This is a genomic window from Paenibacillus sp. ALE2, assembly GCF_054113385.1.
In genome coordinates, this window is record NZ_CM134213.1 from 2,759,878 (window position 1) to 2,777,391 (window position 17,514).

Sequence of the window (17,514 nt, forward strand, 5' to 3'; positions counted from 1 at the left end):
GGTATTCAGATTATTGTCATTGTACCAGTGTTGTCCGGTGCATGCTACCGTTCGTCATGATCTTGTCGAAATAGACACATGATCCTGACAATCACCCAAGAATAGCACACCTCTATTGAGTATGTATAAGTATAGCTGACGGCGAAAGGAGAGAATTAGATGAGACAACTTGCAAGCAAATGGCTAAAGACGAAGGCGCTCCTCCATCATCCACATACCGCCGTTTATATACCGGAAACCTGTCTATATAGTGAAGAACAATTGCGCATAATGCTACGGCGGCATGCTTTTGTGTTTATAAAACCCGTAAAAGGAGGCGGAGGTGTCGGAGTCATGCGCGTGGCAAAGGAGGGGAACGGCTACACCTGTACGCGTATGGAACAAACATATCGGTTCAGCCATTTTAGAGCGCTTGTGGCCGGAATCAATAAGCTCCGAATCCAACGTCCGTATCTCATTCAGCAAGGTATTCAACTAGCAAGTATCCAAGGTAGACCTGTTGACTATCGAGTCAAAGTCGTAAAGGAAGGGGAAAAATGGGAGTTTCGTGCAGTGGTGGCACGTCATGCTCGTCCCGGACTGGTCATAACGAATCTGTGCAAAGGAGGAACTTTGCTGAAGGGAACAGAGGCACTTCGAATGATATATCCGCGACGGCTAGCTAGACGAAAGCGGCGGGAGATCGTTGAACTTACACAGCACTGTATTCCTATACTTGAAAGAAGATTTCCCGGGATCGGACAACTGGGATTTGATTACGGGCTTGATTGGAATGGACGGGTATGGATTTTAGAGGTAAACACAAGACCTCAATAAATTCAGGTTTTCTTCAAAAAGTTTCCATTATAATCTATTAACAAGATGCTAAATATAATATATTTGTATAAACATAAAAAAATTTTTTTTTGCGTTTAATCGCCAAAATTCTGTGTATAAATATTGTCCACATTATCCCCTGTCACATATAAGGCTTAACGACACTTACCAACAATTTATACACAGGATTTCCACAATTGACTGTGGATAATAGAACGCTTGTTCCGTTTTTGGTATTTTGATAGAATAGATTTTGAAATAAAAGGAAAGGTTGTGTCGAGGATGGCTATGCTGACGGATGAAATGCTTTTGGATTCCTATCAGATGGCAATCGAGCTTAAACTTGAATGTGACTTCATTGCACTGTTGCTGGCTGAAATTCACAAAAGAAATCTAGAGATGAATACAGCCGTAGTCCTTCATTAGACCGGACAAGCTCTCGTACTGCGACTGTAAAGTCATTCAGGGTTCGGATGACTTTACGGACAATCACTGCAACGAATAGGCACACCGTGAAAAAGGGTATTTCACTCCAAAGGTTCAAATCTGGAGTAAAATACCCTTTTTTGTCATAGTCTAAATTAACTACAATTTCATGTTACTGCTGTGTCCGGGAGACAACTTGGCGTCTGGATCTACATAGACCTTGGCGTTGTTGACTGCTGTAGGAGCTTCACCAAAACCAACCGCGATCAGCTTGAGCTTGCCTGGATAGGTAGTGATGTCTCCTGCAGCGAAAATGCCAGGAATATTCGTCTCCTGACGAGAATCGACCACGATGGAGTTACTTTCGATTTCAATTCCCCATTCAGCAATTGGACCAAGTGTGGATACAAATCCAAAGTTAACGATGACATCGTCCACTTCGATTTCCTGAGTTTCTTTGGTTTTTACATGAGCAAGAGTGACCTTTGTAATCGTATCTTCCCCATGCAATTCTGCAATTTCCGTTGGTGTAATCACGTTTACTTTGGAAGTGAGGAGGTTCTCGACACTGTGTTCATGCGCGCGGAATTTGTCACGGCGGTGAATCAATGTAACCTGTTCTGCAATCGGTTCCAGCATAAGGGCCCAGTCTACAGCAGAGTCACCACCGCCACTGATTAGCACCTTACGACCTGCAAATTTGCTCAGGTCGCTGACAAAATAATGCAGGTTCGTTTTTTCAAAACGATCGGCACCTGGAAGCTCCAGTCTACGCGGCTCGAAAGCACCCACGCCAGCGGTAATAATAACCGCTTTACCATGATACTCGCCACCTTTGTCTGTTTTGACGATGAAGTGGCGTTCTTCTTTCTTCTCTAACGATACGACTTTCTCTTCTAGCTGCACCTCTGGATTAAAATGGTTCATTTGTTGAACCAAATTGTTGACCAGTTCCTGTGCAGTCACTTTAGGAAAGCCAGCAACGTCATAAATATATTTTTCAGGATAAAGGGCTGCAAGCTGGCCGCCCAGTTGGGGCATACTTTCAATTAAGGTGACGGATGCCTGACGCATTCCTCCGTAAAAAGCGGCGAAAATACCGGCTGGACCGCCTCCAATTATGATCAGATCGCGGATCTCCGCACCTGTGGATTGAGCTGTCACTCTAAAAACACCTCCGAAAGGGATAGTATGAATTGTAGATATTGAATCAGCCGCATAGAGGTTCAGATAGCCGCCGAACGTATGATTCACTGCTTATCATTATAAACTGCTGGGTTCTTCTTGCAAAGTTAAAGCGATTAATATTTGATGAAGACTTTCCGGTGAGTATAAGTTAACCGTGTTAAGAAAAAAGCTGTGAATATTGAATGATTATGTATATCGGAAGGGGTAGAAGCATGAGCAGTATTCCCAAAATTGTCATTGTGGGCGCCGGATATGGCGGTATATTGACGGCTCAGCAATTGCAAAAGGAGCTCAAGCACAATGAGGCAACTGTCACGCTAATCAACCGTCATGATTACCACTATATTACGACACATCTTCACATGCCTGCGGCAGGCACGGATACGATTGAGCATTCGAGGATTCCGATTGCGCAGCTAATCGATGAGTTCAAGGTGGATTTAGTCAAAGGAACAGTGAAGGAAATCATACCAAATGAGAAAAAAGTCGTGCTGGAGGATGGCTCGCTATCCTACGATTATTTGGTCATCGGATTAGGTGGCGAGCCGGAAACATTCGGAATTCCAGGGATGGATCAATTCGCACTGACGATTCGTAGTATTAACTCTGTGCGCCTGATTCGAGAGCATATTGAATACCAGCTGGCCCTGTATAAAAATGACGGTAAGCCAGGTCGCCTAAATTTCGTCGTAGGGGGCGCTGGTTTTAGTGGCATTGAGTTTGTAGCGGAGTTGGCAGATCGTCTGCCACAGCTGGCTAAAGCTTACGACATCGATTTTAACCGAATTCAAATCATTAACGTCGAGGCAGCTCCTACAGCATTACCAGGGTTTGATCCTGAGCTGGTGGAGTATGCGATGGATGTCCTCAAGCGTAAAGGGGTTAACTTCCGTATTGGAGTCCCGATTAAGGAATGCCAGCAGGATGGTGTAATTGTCGGTGAGGGTGAGAAAATTGAAGCCTGCACGGTCGTCTGGACAGGTGGAATCCGTGGAAACGGATTGATCGAGAAAGCCGGATTCGAAGTGATGCGTGGAAGGGTGAAAATCGACGATTTTCTGCGTGCACCGGGTCATGATGATATTTTCATTATCGGGGACAGTTCCCTGATGTTTAATCCGGAAGGCCGCCCTTATCCACCGACTGCCCAAATTGCAATGCAGCAAGGAGTACTTTGTGCCAAGAATCTGGCCGCTACGCTCCGCAAAAAGGAGCTTCACAAGTTCGTATTCTCCAACAAGGGTACGGTTGCATCCCTTGGAAAAGGCGAAGCTGTCGCCGTAGTAGGTAAACGAAAAATCAAAGGCTGGGTGGCTGCACAGTTGAAAAAAATTGTGGATCTACGCTATCTGTTCATCATTGGCGGCATTCCACTAGTACTGAAAAAAGGGCGGTTTTTCTAACGTCAGAAGGTTTCCATGACTCCTTGAATGGAGCTTGGAGACCTTTTTTATTTAGGTGAACGAAAAAAAAGATATTGACTCATAACTATTCGACGACATATAGTATGGTTACTAATTATAGAGGGGGAGCTTCACGTTGAATTCTGATTTTAAAATCAATGCCGATCCCAAGAGAATAAATTTATTGACTGAAAAGTTTCCAAATGTGGACTCCCAATCGTTGAATACGTTCGTACTTTTCGTGCAGGCAGCACATGAAGTGTACAATGGAGTGTCTTCCAGACTCTCGGAATATGGGTTATCTGTAGGCAACCTGAAAATTTTAGTGCCATTGTTTTTACATGAACGTGCATTGACTCCATCAGAGCTGGCTGAATATTCAGGGGTTACTCGTTCAACAGTAACCAGCGTAATTGATAAGCTGGAACGGGACGGCATCATCCGCAGAAGTACGCTGACGGATCGACGTATGACCGCGATCTCCTTGACTGACGAAGGAAAACAGTTAATGACGGAAAAAATTCCGATGTTCATCCAGCTTTTTTCGGAGTTAATGAATGAATTTACGCAGGAGGATCATATTCTATTTGCTACGTTATTATATAAGCTTTCCTCAGGACTTGAGCGGATAAAACGGGAATAATCAATTTCCTGGCTTAAATAGTTAGACGTCGTACTATCAGGTCCCTTATTTATTTTTGTCTATATTAACTACCATTGGTTAAATCATCATGAAGGAGAGTTTGTTGCAATGAATAAAAAGATCATTGTGTACGTGCTACTTGTTGTCGCATTAGGTACTGGAGGTACGCTGATGGCAATGAGCGGCAAGGATGCTGTGAGTATGGCAGCCCAACAAAAAAACACACTGCTTACGGCAGATACCGTGAATGTTGCTTTTCAGGGTGTAGGGGGAAGAGTAAACACGATTGAGGTGAAGGAAGAACAACAGGTGAAAAAAGGGGATGTAATCATGACTCTTGATCCTGTAGACCTTGATTTGCAAATCGAGAAATTAAAAACGGATATCGCACAGGTTGATGTGAAAATAAAACAGGCTAAAGAAGGGCTGCAAAATCAGTCGGAGAAAATTTCAACTTCAGAAAAACAGGGACAATTGGACATTCAAGCCGCGCAAGCAGGAGAGTCCTTATTAAATCAAGGAACACGTGCGGAGGATATTCTAAGACAAAAGCTGGCTATTGAAGCAGCACAGCAATCGTTGGACGCAGCTCTGACAGGAGTAGAGACAGCCAAAAGGAATGCGGAAATCGCGCAAAAAACAGTATCATCCAGACAACAGGCTCTGGACTTGGCTAATGTGAATTACAAGCGCATCAAAGCGTTATATGATGCCGGAGCTGGAACCAAAGCAGAACTGGATAACGCCAAAAACCAACTGGATAATGCCCAAATCGTGTTAGATACAGCTAAGGATCAGGTTGAAATTTCTAATAATCAGATTACAGCGGCTAGCAAACAATCGGACATTGCTAGAAATGGGATCGCTCAGCAGCAAACCGCTTTGGATAAAATGGAGGCTGGCGCAACGGCTGAGGAACGCCAGCAGGCTCGTATCAAAACAGAAAAAGCCAAGGAAGCCTTGACTCAAACCTCGCAAACACGAAAAGATGTTAAGAATAGCGAATACAATGTGGATCTTCTGGCTCAACAAAAGCAGGCATTAAGTGTTCAACTCAAAACTTTGGAATTACAGCGGGGACGTATGGTGCTGAAGGCATCCACAGATGGTAAGGTGTCGCGTATTGTACCTAAAATGGGAGAGATCGTTTCTACGGGGGCAACGGGCGCCGTTATCGAAACCAGTCAGCTATACTACGATATTTATGTGGGTGAGGATTCCATGTCACAGTTTAAAGCTGGGGGAAATGTGACTTCGCACGTTGTAGCTTTAGATAAAGATGTCCAAGGCAAGGTGAGGTACATCACTTCTGCTCCTCAGTATACCAACATGAGAATGAGTCGGGACAAAGGTCTGTCGGATATAAGCTCCTTCCAAGTACGGGTGGATGTTCAGCGCACATCTGAATTATTGCCTGGAATGACGGTAGAGGTTGTGACGAAATGAAGGCGTTTATAGAAGAATGGAAGCTGTTGATCAGCGGTAAGATGGTTTTCATTATGCTGCTCGTTCCTATCATAGTAGCTCTAGCCTTTGGATTTGTTTTTAAAAATAATCAGCTTAACGATGCCTCTATAGCAGTAGTCGATTTAGATCATAGCAGTTATAGCCGACAGCTTATTAATAAATTAGATGCATCGCAGTATATTGATGTACGCCATGTGCAAGAGAATGAAGCCGATCCGAATTTACTCTTATATAATGAAAAGTTTTTTGCGGTGATTTACCTCCCGGCTGGGTTGGAGGAAAATAGGATCAAAGGAGTTCAGAGCAACATCGGTTTTTATGTGGATAATACGGTAGGTCAGGCTACTGGAAATCTACGCTCGGCAGTCACAGAGATTATGGCGACGGAAAATGCGATGCTGGCTGGTGGTGGATTAAAGGGCATGGGAATGAGTGACAGCCAGGTTACAGGGCTTACTTCTAATATGCTGCTTCAGCAGCGCCTGTTATATAATCCTACCAATGCTACTTTGATGACCTCGGTTATGGGATTCATTAATACGGTCATGATTTCATTGATTGGTGCTACTGTACTGACAATCGTCCCGCGATTGCGGGAGCAAGGAAGATTAAAAGAGGAGCTTCAGCATTCGTATAGCTTGATTCTTAGGGTGTTACCGTATGCGTTAGTAGGATGTGTGTCCTTTTACCTGTCCATTGGTTTACTTAAGCAAATTGGGGGATTACGCTTTGAAGCGAATGTATGGCAGCTCAGTATTCCATTTTTCCTATACACGATTACGTTGAGTTTGTTTGCGATGGTTTTAGGGTGGAATGCCGCGAATCCTGGAAAAGCTTCCTCACGCCTCATGCTAATTATACTGCCTTCGTTTTTACTGAGCGGTGCTCAATTGCCCGTGGCTATGCTGCCTCCATCGCTGCAATATGTAAGTAACATTCTCCCATTGACCTGGCATTTCAAGTTTTTGAGAGGTATGGGCTTCAAAGGTGGGAGCTTAAAATATTTTATTCCCGAGTTGGGAGGCTTTTTGGTCTTACTAAGTGGTTTGCTGCTTATTATCTTTATTTTGATTGCTCTGGAGAAAAGAAAGCTGGCGAAAAGTGAGAATACATCCGTAGTGGTGGAGCCGGTGATGCAATAATCTGAGCTATTATTCCTTGGTTTATTACCTGGGCAATCATAAAAAAAATACATTGTATCAGGCGCCCGTGCGGGGGCCTTTTCTCTTCTATTATAGTTTTAGATCTTATAAAAAAAGGATTCCGTCGTCCCGAAAGTGGGAGTTCACGAAATCCTCGGTTTTTTTCAGTAAAGAGTTGATGTCTGCGTCTTACAGCTTGAGCATGTCTTCAAATGTTTCTTCATTCAAAACGCTGCCGACATAGAAGGAACCGAATTCACCGTATCGGGCACTCACTTCATCAAAACGCATTTCGTAAATTAGCTTCTTGAATTGAAGTGCGTCGTCAGAGAACAGGGTCACGCCCCACTCCCAATCGTCGAAGCCGATGGAGCCTGAAATGATTTGCTTTACTTTGCCAGCATAGCTGCGTCCAATTAAACCGTGGCTGCGCATCAAGGTGCGACGCTCGTCCATCGAAAGCATGTACCAGTTGTCATCCAGATCACGTTTCTTGTTCATTGGATAGAAACAAATATAACGTGCCTTGTTTAATACAGGCTTCAGGCGCGCGACAATTTGTGGATTTTGCATTGGATCTTCTTCCTTGCTCAAATAATTACTCAGTTCCACCACACTTACATAAGAATAAGTTTTGGTCGTATATTTGGCGAAGGTTGTTTTGTTAAATTCATTTTCCAATTTATTGAGGTCTTCCAGCGTTTCACGCAGGTGTAGCATAACAAAATCAGCCTTTTGTCCGACTACAGTATAGACAGCTGAGCTGCCCAGACCTGCTTCCTCGGTAACGCTCCATTCCTTCATAAACTCTTGAAGCTCGTCCAGTGCTCCCGCGCGCTCTTCATCGTCTGCAGTTTTCCATGCCGTCCAGTTGATGGACCGGAAATCGTGAAGCGCGTACCAGCCTTCCAGTGTGGAGGTTACTTCGTTGGGTGTTGCTGGGGTTTGTTGAGGTTGATGTTGATTCACGATCTACACTCCTTTACGATCTGTAAATGTAATCGGCTTAGCCGAAATATGTGTACTTCCGTATATCGTTCCTGTATCCAATACGTGATGTTTAACCATTATATTGTAGCTCAATTTGGAGCTTTTCACCAATGAAAGAAGTGTGAAGAATATTATTTTTCCATGATGCAGGTCACAAAAGTCATAAAATAGTTAGTATTCTCGAAAAAAGAAGAACTCGGACGAATACGGCTGCCAAAAAGGAGGACAATTGCCCTTATTTTGTTGGTCCCACCCGAGGGCAAGTATGATAGAATAGAAAAACATCTTGGAGAACGTTATGTCAGGAAAGGAAGAATGTCGGAATGCGGATGAAAAACCTGCTGCACTATACTGAGAACCACCGCTACTGCGTTTATCGGGAATTTGGTTTGAGCGCACTGGATGAATTGATGCTGGGAAGTGTCTATCAGCCGATGGTAGGCGCATTTGCGGTCAGTCTATATCGACTGTTGTTCCAGCATGTGCCAGTCGGACAGATTGGTTATTCGCCGTTGGAACAGCAACGTCGACTTTTTCTGACACTGGGACTGGAGCCAAGTGAGAAGGGACGCAAGTATTTGATTGAACAGACCTCCAAGCTGGAGGCTGTCGGTCTGTTGCAGACGTCCAGGTTGTATGCGCCCGAAACGGACGATTATATGTATGAATATGAGATGCAACCACCGCTCGCACCTGCTGAATTTTTCAGAACGCAGCACCTTACCCTTTTGTTGAGAGATAAAATCGGTAAGTTTGCAGTGCTTTCTCTGAGAGAATCGTTGTGGAGCAGGGAATCTAGCGAATGGTCGCAATCTTCCCATAATAAAGAGAATATATCGGTTCCGTTTTATGAGCTGTTTGAGCTGAACACCCATGTTATAGATTATGAGTTGGAACAAGCGCTGTCCGAAGTATCCACGAGCCGCCAGACTGGAGCATTAGCGTCCGAATCGGAGGAAGCATTGAACTATGCAGATATTATTCTTCGTTTTCCGCGTGAATCCGCCAATCGCAAGCACGTGGAGCGTCTTCGATTTGAACACGAGCAACTGGGTATGGTCAATTACGTGGTCCGTAAATTTGATCTCTCTGTACAGGATATCAGTCGCTTGCTGGATGAGGACGGCATTTTTACCGAAGCAGGCGATTTATTGCTCGACGAGCTTCAGCTTCGGGCTAGCCAACACTCCAGGCAGGAACGGAAGCGTCAGGAGGAACAGCAGGTGCAGGCTGCCAAGGTGGTTGCCTTGCGCCAGAGGGAAACTTCCACACCTGAAGAGCCGCCTGCAGAGCAGGCTGTGGAAATGGAATTTTATGTAGAGGTTCCCCCACAATTCACAGCCAAGTGTGACATTCACCAATATAATATGATGCTGCGCAACGAGCCTTATCGTCGTTTGCTGCAAACCTTTTTCCCCGGCACGGTTCCTGGTAACCTGCTGGATATATTCGAGAAGATTGATATCAGCTATAAGTTGCCTGGTGAAGTCATCAATGTGCTGATCCATTATTTAATGTCACTGCTCGTATCGGGGAGCGATCAGCGGATTAACCGCAACTTTGTCGAGGCCGTTGCCTCCAACATGCTGCTAAAGCAGGTAAACACTTACGAAAAAGCCGTTCAATATATAAGGGATCAAGCCAAGGTAAAAGGAAAACAGTCTACTGCTTCTTCCTCCGGGGGCAGATCCCGCACGTATGCCAAAAACAATGGGCCTGCCAAGCCGTCTATTCCGATCGTACAAGATCAGCCTTCCGAGGAATCCGTATCCGAGGAGGAATTGGATGAACTGCTTCGCCTGGCCGAACGACTGCAATCCGGTAAACAGAAAAAGGTGTAATGGAAGCCAATTCAATAATGTGTCGACTTTATGGCGGTCGGCAGCGAAGCGTCAATCGCCCTCCATAACTCTGCACATTTTAGAAAGGAGGAGCATTCTTGGAATCACTCGGTGATTTGCTTCAGCAGATGCAGAACCCTTCGTTTCGCCAACGTACTCGTAGCGTAGCCGATCAGGTTCTAAATGATCCGCTGGTGAAGGAATTTTGTGCTGCGCATCCTGATGTAGACGAAACGCAATTGCGACTTAATATGAGCATGCTCTTTCAGTATACCCGGGATCGTCGAAATTGCGACAACTGTCCGGGACTGGAACAGTGTCCTAATGACTTCCAGGGTCACTTTTGCAAGCTGGGCGTGGAGTATCCCAATGGAACAGCGGAAATGGTGGACATTCGGACCCCGTGCGCCAAGCTAGTTGCCTCCCAGCATGAACAACGAGTACGTCAGCGAATTAAAAGCTTTTATGTGGATGAGCGCGCGTTGTTGGAAGGATATAATGCTGTTGAGATTGCACGTAAGGATTTGCAACGCGTGCCCGCAGTAAATCAGGTATTCCGCTATATTGAAGAAACTAAAAGTCAGGGTTTATTAAAAAAAGGGCTCTATCTGGAAGGTACATTTGGTACGGGGAAAACCTTTTTGATGGGCTATCTGTTGCACGAGTTGGCTCTGTCGGGTTTCAACGGTGTGATTGTGTACATGCCTGATTTTGTGGAGGATTTAAAGTCCATGATTCAGGATGGACAGAAGCTTAAGGAAACGACCGAAATGCTTAAAAATTGTGATCTGCTCGTATTTGACGATATTGGTGCTGAAAATTTGAGTCCATGGGTACGGGATCATGTAATGGGCTCCATTTTGAATTACCGAATGAACCGTAAACCGACCTTTTATACTTCTAATTATTCACTGCAAGGGCTAGAGAAGCATCTTAGCTTTACAAGCAAAGACGGAGAGGAAATGTACAAGGGACAACGCTTGATGGACCGGATTCGTCCTTTTGTGGATGTCATTACCGTCAAGGGGAAAAATCAGCGAGGGTAAGTGTTCATTCGTCTGCTCTTTTGATATCTTACAATTAAAAGACTATTGTGATATAATTAAAAGGTGTCGAAACAGACATTACAGGTTATAATAATCTTGACTTTTCTATAAAGGAGGAACATACAATGGCAATTGTTAACGTGTCCGATCAATCCTTCAACGCAGAAGTCGAAGGCACAGGAACCGTTTTGGTTGATTTTTGGGCGCCATGGTGCGGTCCTTGCAAAATGATCGCTCCAATTCTGGAGGATCTGTCTACAGAAGTTGGCGATAGTGTCAAAATCGCGAAGGTGAACGTGGATGAAAATCCAGAGTCTGCTTCTCGTTTCGGCGTGATGAGTATTCCTACCCTAATCGTCTTCAAAGACGGACAGCCTGTTGATAAAGTGGTAGGTTTGAACTCCAAAGAAGCATTGAAAAGCATGCTTACTAAACACCAATAATCATGGAATGTGACCCATGCTCCTGCGGGGGCTTGGTGGAGCGCCATGAACAGTCAATGCCTCCGGTTATATATACCGGGGGCGTTTTTGTGCATTATTCCTATATAATATAAGTAGTAAGTTGAGCAGTCATTAAGAATGGAAGGAGGAACCGGGCGAATGAAATCCTATGCGGAGGACTTGCAGAACCAGGAGAAGGCGCTGGAGAACATACGGCACAAATTAGCATTGCTGCCGGATGCATCAGGCTGTTACCTGATGAAGAACAGCGAAGGCACCATCATTTATGTCGGCAAGGCCAAAGTGTTGAAAAACCGGGTCCGTTCCTATTTTACAGGTAGCCATAACGGCAAGACGCAGCGACTGGTTGCTGATATTCGTGATTTTGAATATATCGTTACAGGCAGCAATATGGAGGCGCTCATTCTGGAGTGCAACCTTATTAAAAAGCACCAACCGCGTTATAACGTGCTGTTGAAGGATGATAAAACCTTTCCGTACTTGAAAATTACGAACGAGGCACACCCCAAGCTGGAGGTAACCCGTCGCGTTCTGAAAGATAAAGCGAAATATTTTGGACCGTACCCCAATTCCTACGCGGCACATCAGACGAAAAAGCTGCTGGATCGTATGTATCCGTTACGCAAGTGCGGTGTGATGCCAAAAGAAGTGTGTCTGTATTATCACATGCATCAATGCTTGGGACCTTGTGTAAAAGAGGTCGAGAAGGAAACATATGATCAGATCAGTCAGGAGATCGGTTCCTTTTTGAGCGGGGGACATGAGGAAATTAAAAAGGACCTCCAGCGTAAAATGCAGGAGGCCGCAGAGGAATTGTACTTTGAGCGTGCCAAGGAGCTGCGCGATCAGATTATAAGCATCGACGCGATGATGGAAAAGCAGAAAATCACCACATCTGATGCGAAGGACCGAGATGTATTCGGCTTTTCGGTAGATAAGGGCTGGATGTGTGTACAGATTTTATATGTCCGCAAGGGTAAAATGATCGAGCGCCATATGTCGACTTTTCCTTTCTACGGTGAAGCTTACAGTGATTTTATGTCCTATGTGACGCAATATTACAGTGACAACCCGGCAGTACCGCAGGAGATATTGTTGCCGGATTCTCCTAAGCTGATGAAAGCAAAATCGACTGATGTCGATCAACCGATTGCAGCAGAAACTGAACTTTACAGTGCGATCACAGCTCAGACTGCCAGCATTACAGATGAGGGAGCAGCACAAACGGAGTCAGACCGTTCTGCTGACCCACTGCGGGTAGCCGAAGCACGAGCAGCTTATGCAGAAGGAACGAATCCAGCCCAAGTTCGTGACCAAGAAACCGAGGAAACAGAAACAGAAACAGAAACTCAACTATCCGGTGGATTAGAGGACCCAACGGCGGCAGCTCTCGCTCTGGCTGAATGGCTGGATGTAAAGGTACTTGTGCCGCAGCGTGGGCTGAAAAAGCAAATGACGGGGATGGCGACGGAAAATGCACGTGTTGCTTTGGATGAGAAGTTTAAACTGATCGAGCGGGATGAGGAACGGACCTCCAAAGCTGCAAGCAATCTGGGACGTGCCATTGGGCTGGATAGTCTGCATCGGGTAGAGGCGTTCGATAATTCCAACATTCAGGGTTCCGATCCAGTGTCGGCCATGATCGTCTTTATTGACGGTAAGCCTGCCAAGAAAGAGTATCGAAAATACAAGATCCGTTCTGTGCAGGGACCAGATGATTATGAAACGATGCGTGAGGTTATTCGGCGCCGATATGAACGTGTACTGAAGGAAAATCTAGAGCGTCCCGATTTGATCATTGTCGATGGCGGGCGTGGACAAATTAAAGCGGCAACCGATGTATTGGAAAATGAGTTGGGCTTGTTTATTCCTGTGTGTGGCTTGGTAAAAGATGCCAAACACAGAACTTCCCAATTACTGATGGGAGAAACATTTGAGGCCGTGACGCTTGCGCGCAATAGCGAGGAATTTTATTTGCTGCAACGAATTCAGGACGAGGTTCACCGTTTTGCGATTACGTTCCACCGCGAGCAGCGCGGCAAATCTATGGTAACTTCCCAGTTGGACTCCATTCCGGGCATTGGAGAGAAACGGCGTAAGTTGCTGCTTAAGCATTTTGGATCGCTCAAAAAAATAAGAGAGGCCAGCGTCGAAGACTTCCGGCCTCTCTCTATTGGGGATAAACTTGCTCGTCAGATTATAGCTGCCCTTCGGGAGGAGGAGTCGTAGAATACGGCTCCTCTTTTTTCACGGGTTCAAACATGATTCGATTAGGTTTTTTAGGACTAAACCAGTAAATGATGTAGCCTACAATAGCCGGAAGTAAGATCCAGAATAGACCTGCGCTCACATTCACGGTGTCTCCCAAACTGATCACACTAAGCCCCATTAATATGCTGTCAAAAATAACGTGGCTGAACATGGCAGCGATAAAGCCGTAACGCAGGAACACGAAGCTAAACAGCAAACCAAGAAAAGTCAGCTCAATAGGTCTTGAAATCACTGGATAGATTGGATAAAGCGTATGTCCCAGTGCCCAAATAAGCGTAGTAATCAGACAAGCAACAAACGTATTTTTGACTATTTTTTTTACCATCGGAATACCAAATAGACGGTAAACAGTCTCTTCTCCAATACCTGCCATCCAGGCCATAATCGGTAGTAGCCATGGATAAGCCATATTGTAAGGGGATTGCGTGGCGTCTGTAGTGGAGAATGTATTAAATGTACGCTCCAATACAAAGAACAAAATGGATTGTACGCCGAGTAAAATGAAGGCCCACAAGTAACCGACATACATACTGCGAAGCACATACAGCCCGTAGCCCGGCTCTTTGGCCCGTGGCCATGCATTTAGTCCAACCTGACGCATAAGCCCGTCACCACCAACCAAGGAGAAGTAGAGAGCTACAGCCATGAAGAAGGTAACACCGACCTGGAATACCATAAGAAATATAAGCATGCCCTTACTGCCTGCTTCAGCTTGTAATAAAGGCAGCATGTTCATGGTCCCAGCTATACTAGCAATAAAATAAACAATGGACAGAACAATACCGCGTACAAATGAAGTATGTCGTCGGGTGAGTGATGCATACACAATGGCAAGTACGCCCAGGACAAAGCTAAATAGGGCATAACCCGCATAAGTCATCCAATTCGCCCAGTATGTTTGATTTTTAACATAGTCGGTATAGGATGAAGGGGCAGCAAAGCTTTGGGTAAACGAGCGAACATCCCCATCTTCAAAGGTAAAAGCCAGCGTAAGGACCGAGGCGCCGATTTTCTTTTCGTCCACAGTATATTTTAATCCACCTTCCCCCTCAGTGGTCGCAAGCTTCAATTCCGATGGCTTAAAGCCAAAGCGTTTGATCCATTTTGCTGCAGCCTGTTCCTTGGCTTCAAGCGTCATGTCGCCCTCAGCTATACGTACAAGCTTGCTTCGTGCTTGTTCATCTGTAGAAACATCAGCCTGTGTGTAATTGGTGCTGGAGGTGATCCGTTTAAAGCTAACGACCTTCCCAGTGGATAAATCCACATGAATTTGCAGCTTGCCCTTCGCTGAGGAATCAGGCAAATCAACCCGAAAGGTTTCATAAGGATAATTTTTTTTCCATGTACGATCGTACGCTTGAAGCAGTTTTTCTCTGGATAAATAACCGTACAAATCTGTTTCAGCCTGATAGGTCACGACAGGCTTCTCTGGCTGTGATTCCGTATAGCCCAGCTCGGAACGGGCAAAGTCCAAGGCGTGTACGATCGCTTCTTGTTTGCTGATGACCTTTGCATTCATCAATGATTCCGGACTTGGATTGCTAAGCGAGGGAATAAGCAATTGAAAGATAAAAAAGCAAATCAGGCCAACCCCGCCCAGCAAGCCTAATTTTTTGAAGTTGGCCGTGAGCACGACCGGTTTCCCGATAGGATTCATGAGTTTCCTCCTTAATCTGTAAATAAGAACATCCATTAAAGATATCATACTGCACAGGTTCCCGCCAACAGACCAGCGATATTCATGAAAACAGAGTGAAAGCACTTTAAAGTTTTAATAAAATTAGATAAGCTGTGATTAAGCGATGCCCAATCGCAAATTAAAGCCAATTTCACGTTTTTTCGGCGAAATCGGTTTTGTGATCTGGATAGAGAAGGATTATAATCTTGAGGCAATGCCTATGAAATATATGGGTAATGACATACATTTAAGCCGAATTTCTGTGAGAAAACGGGGGAACCATGTTACTGGGGGGAATTTTACAGCCGATCCTGATGGATCGGAAGTGTAAATAGGGCATACTGTGCTGCCCGAATCCGTCAGCTAACCTCGTAGGCTGTGGGCAGGAACCAAGTCAGGCACTCGGTTTTCCGGTGTCTTTTTTTGTGTGTATAAGTGTGAATAAAAGTTTGCTGAGTTAAGGACGCTGCGCGTTCCATTTGATCTTCCAATCGCTGTTGCCACTGAATTTTTTTTGATTTTCTAGACCTTGATAAGGGTAAAATTCAGAGTCAAAGGCGAGCGCTATCGCTTCTCCAGATTCAAATGGACCGCTTCGCTGCTGCCCGCCTTAAAGTCATCAAACGTTCCATGAGGTAGTTACGTATAAAGTGTAGTGAGTATTGAAAGGCAAAAGTATCCCGCTTTGCGGATACTTTTCTGATTTATAAAAGAAACTGAAAAGAATTGGTGATTTTATGAGCTGAGCGTTCTCCATGCTCATAGTTCACCAAGGAGGAGAAGTGATGAATAAATGAATCCCAATGCAAGCTGGCTTCGGCTTTCTCCACCGCAAATATTCGTTGCAGGCTTTGCCATTATCATTCTAATAGGTAGTTTATTGTTAATGCTGCCCATCTCTAATACAACAGGAAAACCACTCGCGTTTATAGACGCTTTGTTTACTGCCGCTTCCGCGACCTGTGTAACTGGGCTTGTCGTTAAGGATACAGGGCTCTTTTTTACAACCTTTGGTCAAATTGTCATCGTTGCGCTGATTCAGATTGGCGGACTTGGCTTTATGACTATGGCTACCTTGATCGCGCTGGTGTTCAAGCGTCGGATTTCCTTGCGGGAGCGCCTTATTTTGCAAGAAGCGATGAATCAGACCTCTGTCGAAGGAATTGTCGGATTGATCCGCAAGGTGCTATGGTACTCGCTGATGATTGAGGGCGTATGTGCAGCTATTTTTTCGATTCGCTGGTCATTTGATATGCCTGTCGGCAGGGCGATTTATTTTGGGATCTGGCATGCCATTTCCATGTTTAATAACGCTGGTTTTGATTTGTTCGGTGAATTTCGCAGCCTGACAGGTTATGTATATGATCCGATTGTTAATTTTACAGCCATGTTTCTCATTATTTCGGGTGGTATTGGTTTTGTAGTGATGTCTGACCTGGCAGATTATCGCAAGCGTAAGAGACTGTCCTTGCATACCAAGGTGGTACTCAGCATGACAGCTGCTCTGATTGTCGTCGGGACGCTTGTCATTTTTGTATTTGAGTTTACGAATCCGAAGACGCTTGGCTCGCTTGATTGGGGTGGTAAACTGCTGGGTTCTTTATTCCAGTCCGTTACCCCTCGCACCGCAGGTGCCAACACGCTGGACATTGCAGGCTTGCGGCAGGCTACGCAGTTTTTTATCATCATACTCATGTTTATTGGGGCTTCGCCTGGCTCCACTGGAGGCGGGATTAAGACCACTACATTTGCTCTGCTCATTGGAGCGGTGTTTTCGATGCTGCGGGGACGGGAAGACATTGTGCTGTTCCGGTACCGACTTGCGCAGGCACGCATTTATAAGGCTTTGACTATTACCTTGCTGGGGTTGCTGTTCGTAATTGGGGTGACGATGATTCTGTCCGCAACCGAAGATCATCATTTCCTGATGATCTTGTTCGAGACGGTGTCTGCCTTTGGTACGGTAGGACTGTCCATGGGGCTTACACCTGATTTGACAGTTGTAGGCAAGCTGGTGATTACTCTGACGATGTTTGCAGGCAGGCTGGGTCCACTCACGCTAGCTTATGCACTGGGACCGAAAAAGGGTAAGGAATTGTATCGTCATCCAGAAGGTAAAATAATTATAGGGTAAGGGAG

At 45.2% G+C, this 17,514-nt stretch carries 14 protein-coding genes and 1 riboswitch; of the genes, 11 read left to right on the top strand and 3 right to left on the bottom strand.

The genetic code is table 11. The features are described from left to right. Positions 1–159 precede the first annotated feature (159 nt). Together ACXHJ1_RS12020 and sda are read left to right on the top strand one after the other, a co-directional pair. Entirely contained in the window at positions 160–816 is a 657-nt protein-coding gene (locus tag ACXHJ1_RS12020; protein WP_107734717.1) for a YheC/YheD family protein, read from the top strand. Positions 817–1,098: 282 nt separating this feature from the next. After that, a complete protein-coding gene (gene sda / locus ACXHJ1_RS12025; RefSeq protein ID WP_007431918.1) occupies positions 1,099–1,242 on the top strand; it encodes a sporulation histidine kinase inhibitor Sda in 144 nt (47 codons plus the stop codon). Positions 1,243–1,401: 159 nt separating this feature from the next. Here sda and ACXHJ1_RS12030 read toward each other — a convergent pair whose 3' ends face one another. Further along, positions 1,402–2,406, bottom strand: coding sequence for an NAD(P)/FAD-dependent oxidoreductase (locus ACXHJ1_RS12030; RefSeq protein ID WP_457906113.1), 1,005 nt, complete (start codon positions 2,404–2,406; stop codon positions 1,402–1,404). Positions 2,407–2,642: 236 nt separating this feature from the next. Here ACXHJ1_RS12030 and ACXHJ1_RS12035 point away from each other — a divergent pair, with 236 nt between their 5' ends. From ACXHJ1_RS12035 to ACXHJ1_RS12050, 4 genes are all read left to right on the top strand, one after another. Continuing rightward, positions 2,643–3,833, top strand: coding sequence for an NAD(P)/FAD-dependent oxidoreductase (locus tag ACXHJ1_RS12035; protein WP_025365756.1), 1,191 nt, complete (start codon positions 2,643–2,645; stop codon positions 3,831–3,833). A 136-nt stretch (positions 3,834–3,969) separates the two neighbouring features. Continuing rightward, entirely contained in the window at positions 3,970–4,476 is a 507-nt protein-coding gene (locus ACXHJ1_RS12040; RefSeq protein WP_016820028.1) for a MarR family winged helix-turn-helix transcriptional regulator, read from the top strand. A gap of 108 nt (positions 4,477–4,584) precedes the next feature. Continuing rightward, positions 4,585–5,922 carry an HlyD family secretion protein gene (locus tag ACXHJ1_RS12045; protein WP_457906114.1) on the top strand — a complete coding sequence of 446 codons (1,338 nt, stop codon included), beginning with the start codon at positions 4,585–4,587 and terminating at the stop codon, positions 5,920–5,922. Next, positions 5,919–7,085, top strand: coding sequence for an ABC transporter permease (locus ACXHJ1_RS12050; RefSeq protein WP_457906115.1), 1,167 nt, complete (start codon positions 5,919–5,921; stop codon positions 7,083–7,085). The genes ACXHJ1_RS12045 and ACXHJ1_RS12050 overlap by 4 nt, the downstream gene beginning before the upstream one ends. Positions 7,086–7,274: 189 nt before the next feature. Here ACXHJ1_RS12050 and hemQ read toward each other — a convergent pair whose 3' ends face one another. Then, positions 7,275–8,054, bottom strand: a complete 780-nt coding sequence (gene hemQ / locus ACXHJ1_RS12055) for a hydrogen peroxide-dependent heme synthase (protein WP_025365753.1) — start codon at positions 8,052–8,054, stop codon at positions 7,275–7,277. A gap of 344 nt (positions 8,055–8,398) precedes the next feature. Here hemQ and ACXHJ1_RS12060 point away from each other — a divergent pair, with 344 nt between their 5' ends. From ACXHJ1_RS12060 to uvrC, 4 genes are all read left to right on the top strand, one after another. Next, a complete protein-coding gene (locus ACXHJ1_RS12060; RefSeq protein WP_013372881.1) occupies positions 8,399–9,916 on the top strand; it encodes a replication initiation and membrane attachment family protein in 1,518 nt (505 codons plus the stop codon). Between the two features lie 98 nt (positions 9,917–10,014). Beyond that, positions 10,015–10,962, top strand: a complete 948-nt coding sequence (gene dnaI, locus ACXHJ1_RS12065; protein ID WP_016820033.1) for a primosomal protein DnaI — start codon at positions 10,015–10,017, stop codon at positions 10,960–10,962. A gap of 125 nt (positions 10,963–11,087) precedes the next feature. Further along, positions 11,088–11,405, top strand: coding sequence for a thioredoxin (gene trxA, locus ACXHJ1_RS12070; protein WP_010347861.1), 318 nt, complete (start codon positions 11,088–11,090; stop codon positions 11,403–11,405). A 159-nt stretch (positions 11,406–11,564) separates the two neighbouring features. Beyond that, positions 11,565–13,655 (top strand): excinuclease ABC subunit UvrC, encoded by a 2,091-nt coding sequence (uvrC, locus tag ACXHJ1_RS12075; protein WP_457906116.1) that lies wholly within the window; start codon positions 11,565–11,567, stop codon positions 13,653–13,655. Here uvrC and ACXHJ1_RS12080 read toward each other — a convergent pair. Continuing rightward, on the bottom strand, positions 13,624–15,354 hold the full coding sequence (locus ACXHJ1_RS12080; protein ID WP_025365751.1) for a CPBP family intramembrane glutamic endopeptidase: 1,731 nt from the start codon (positions 15,352–15,354) through the stop codon (positions 13,624–13,626). The genes uvrC and ACXHJ1_RS12080 overlap by 32 nt on opposite strands. A gap of 261 nt (positions 15,355–15,615) precedes the next feature. Continuing rightward, positions 15,616–15,768: riboswitch (cyclic di-AMP (ydaO/yuaA leader) on the top strand. A 400-nt stretch (positions 15,769–16,168) separates the two neighbouring features. On the opposite strand from ACXHJ1_RS12080, the gene ACXHJ1_RS12085 reads away from it, so the two are divergent. Next, positions 16,169–17,509: a TrkH family potassium uptake protein gene (locus ACXHJ1_RS12085; RefSeq protein ID WP_016820036.1), complete on the top strand. Its 1,341-nt coding sequence runs from the start codon at positions 16,169–16,171 to the stop codon at positions 17,507–17,509. Positions 17,510–17,514: the final 5 nt, after the last annotated feature.

Bases quoted from the DNA above. Each gene is read 5' to 3' on its own strand.
- ACXHJ1_RS12020 (WP_107734717.1), top strand. From the start codon at position 160: ATGAGACAACTTGCAAGCAAATGGCTAAAGACGAAGGCGCTCCTCCAT.
- sda (WP_007431918.1), top strand. From the start codon at position 1,099: ATGGCTATGCTGACGGATGAAATGCTTTTGGATTCCTATCAGATGGCA.
- ACXHJ1_RS12035 (WP_025365756.1), top strand. From the start codon at position 2,643: ATGAGCAGTATTCCCAAAATTGTCATTGTGGGCGCCGGATATGGCGGT.
- ACXHJ1_RS12045 (WP_457906114.1), top strand. From the start codon at position 4,585: ATGAATAAAAAGATCATTGTGTACGTGCTACTTGTTGTCGCATTAGGT.
- ACXHJ1_RS12050 (WP_457906115.1), top strand. From the start codon at position 5,919: ATGAAGGCGTTTATAGAAGAATGGAAGCTGTTGATCAGCGGTAAGATG.
- ACXHJ1_RS12060 (WP_013372881.1), top strand. From the start codon at position 8,399: ATGCGGATGAAAAACCTGCTGCACTATACTGAGAACCACCGCTACTGC.
- trxA (WP_010347861.1), top strand. From the start codon at position 11,088: ATGGCAATTGTTAACGTGTCCGATCAATCCTTCAACGCAGAAGTCGAA.
- uvrC (WP_457906116.1), top strand. From the start codon at position 11,565: ATGAAATCCTATGCGGAGGACTTGCAGAACCAGGAGAAGGCGCTGGAG.
- ACXHJ1_RS12080 (WP_025365751.1), bottom strand. From the start codon at position 15,354: ATGAATCCTATCGGGAAACCGGTCGTGCTCACGGCCAACTTCAAAAAA.
- ACXHJ1_RS12085 (WP_016820036.1), top strand. From the start codon at position 16,169: ATGAATCCCAATGCAAGCTGGCTTCGGCTTTCTCCACCGCAAATATTC.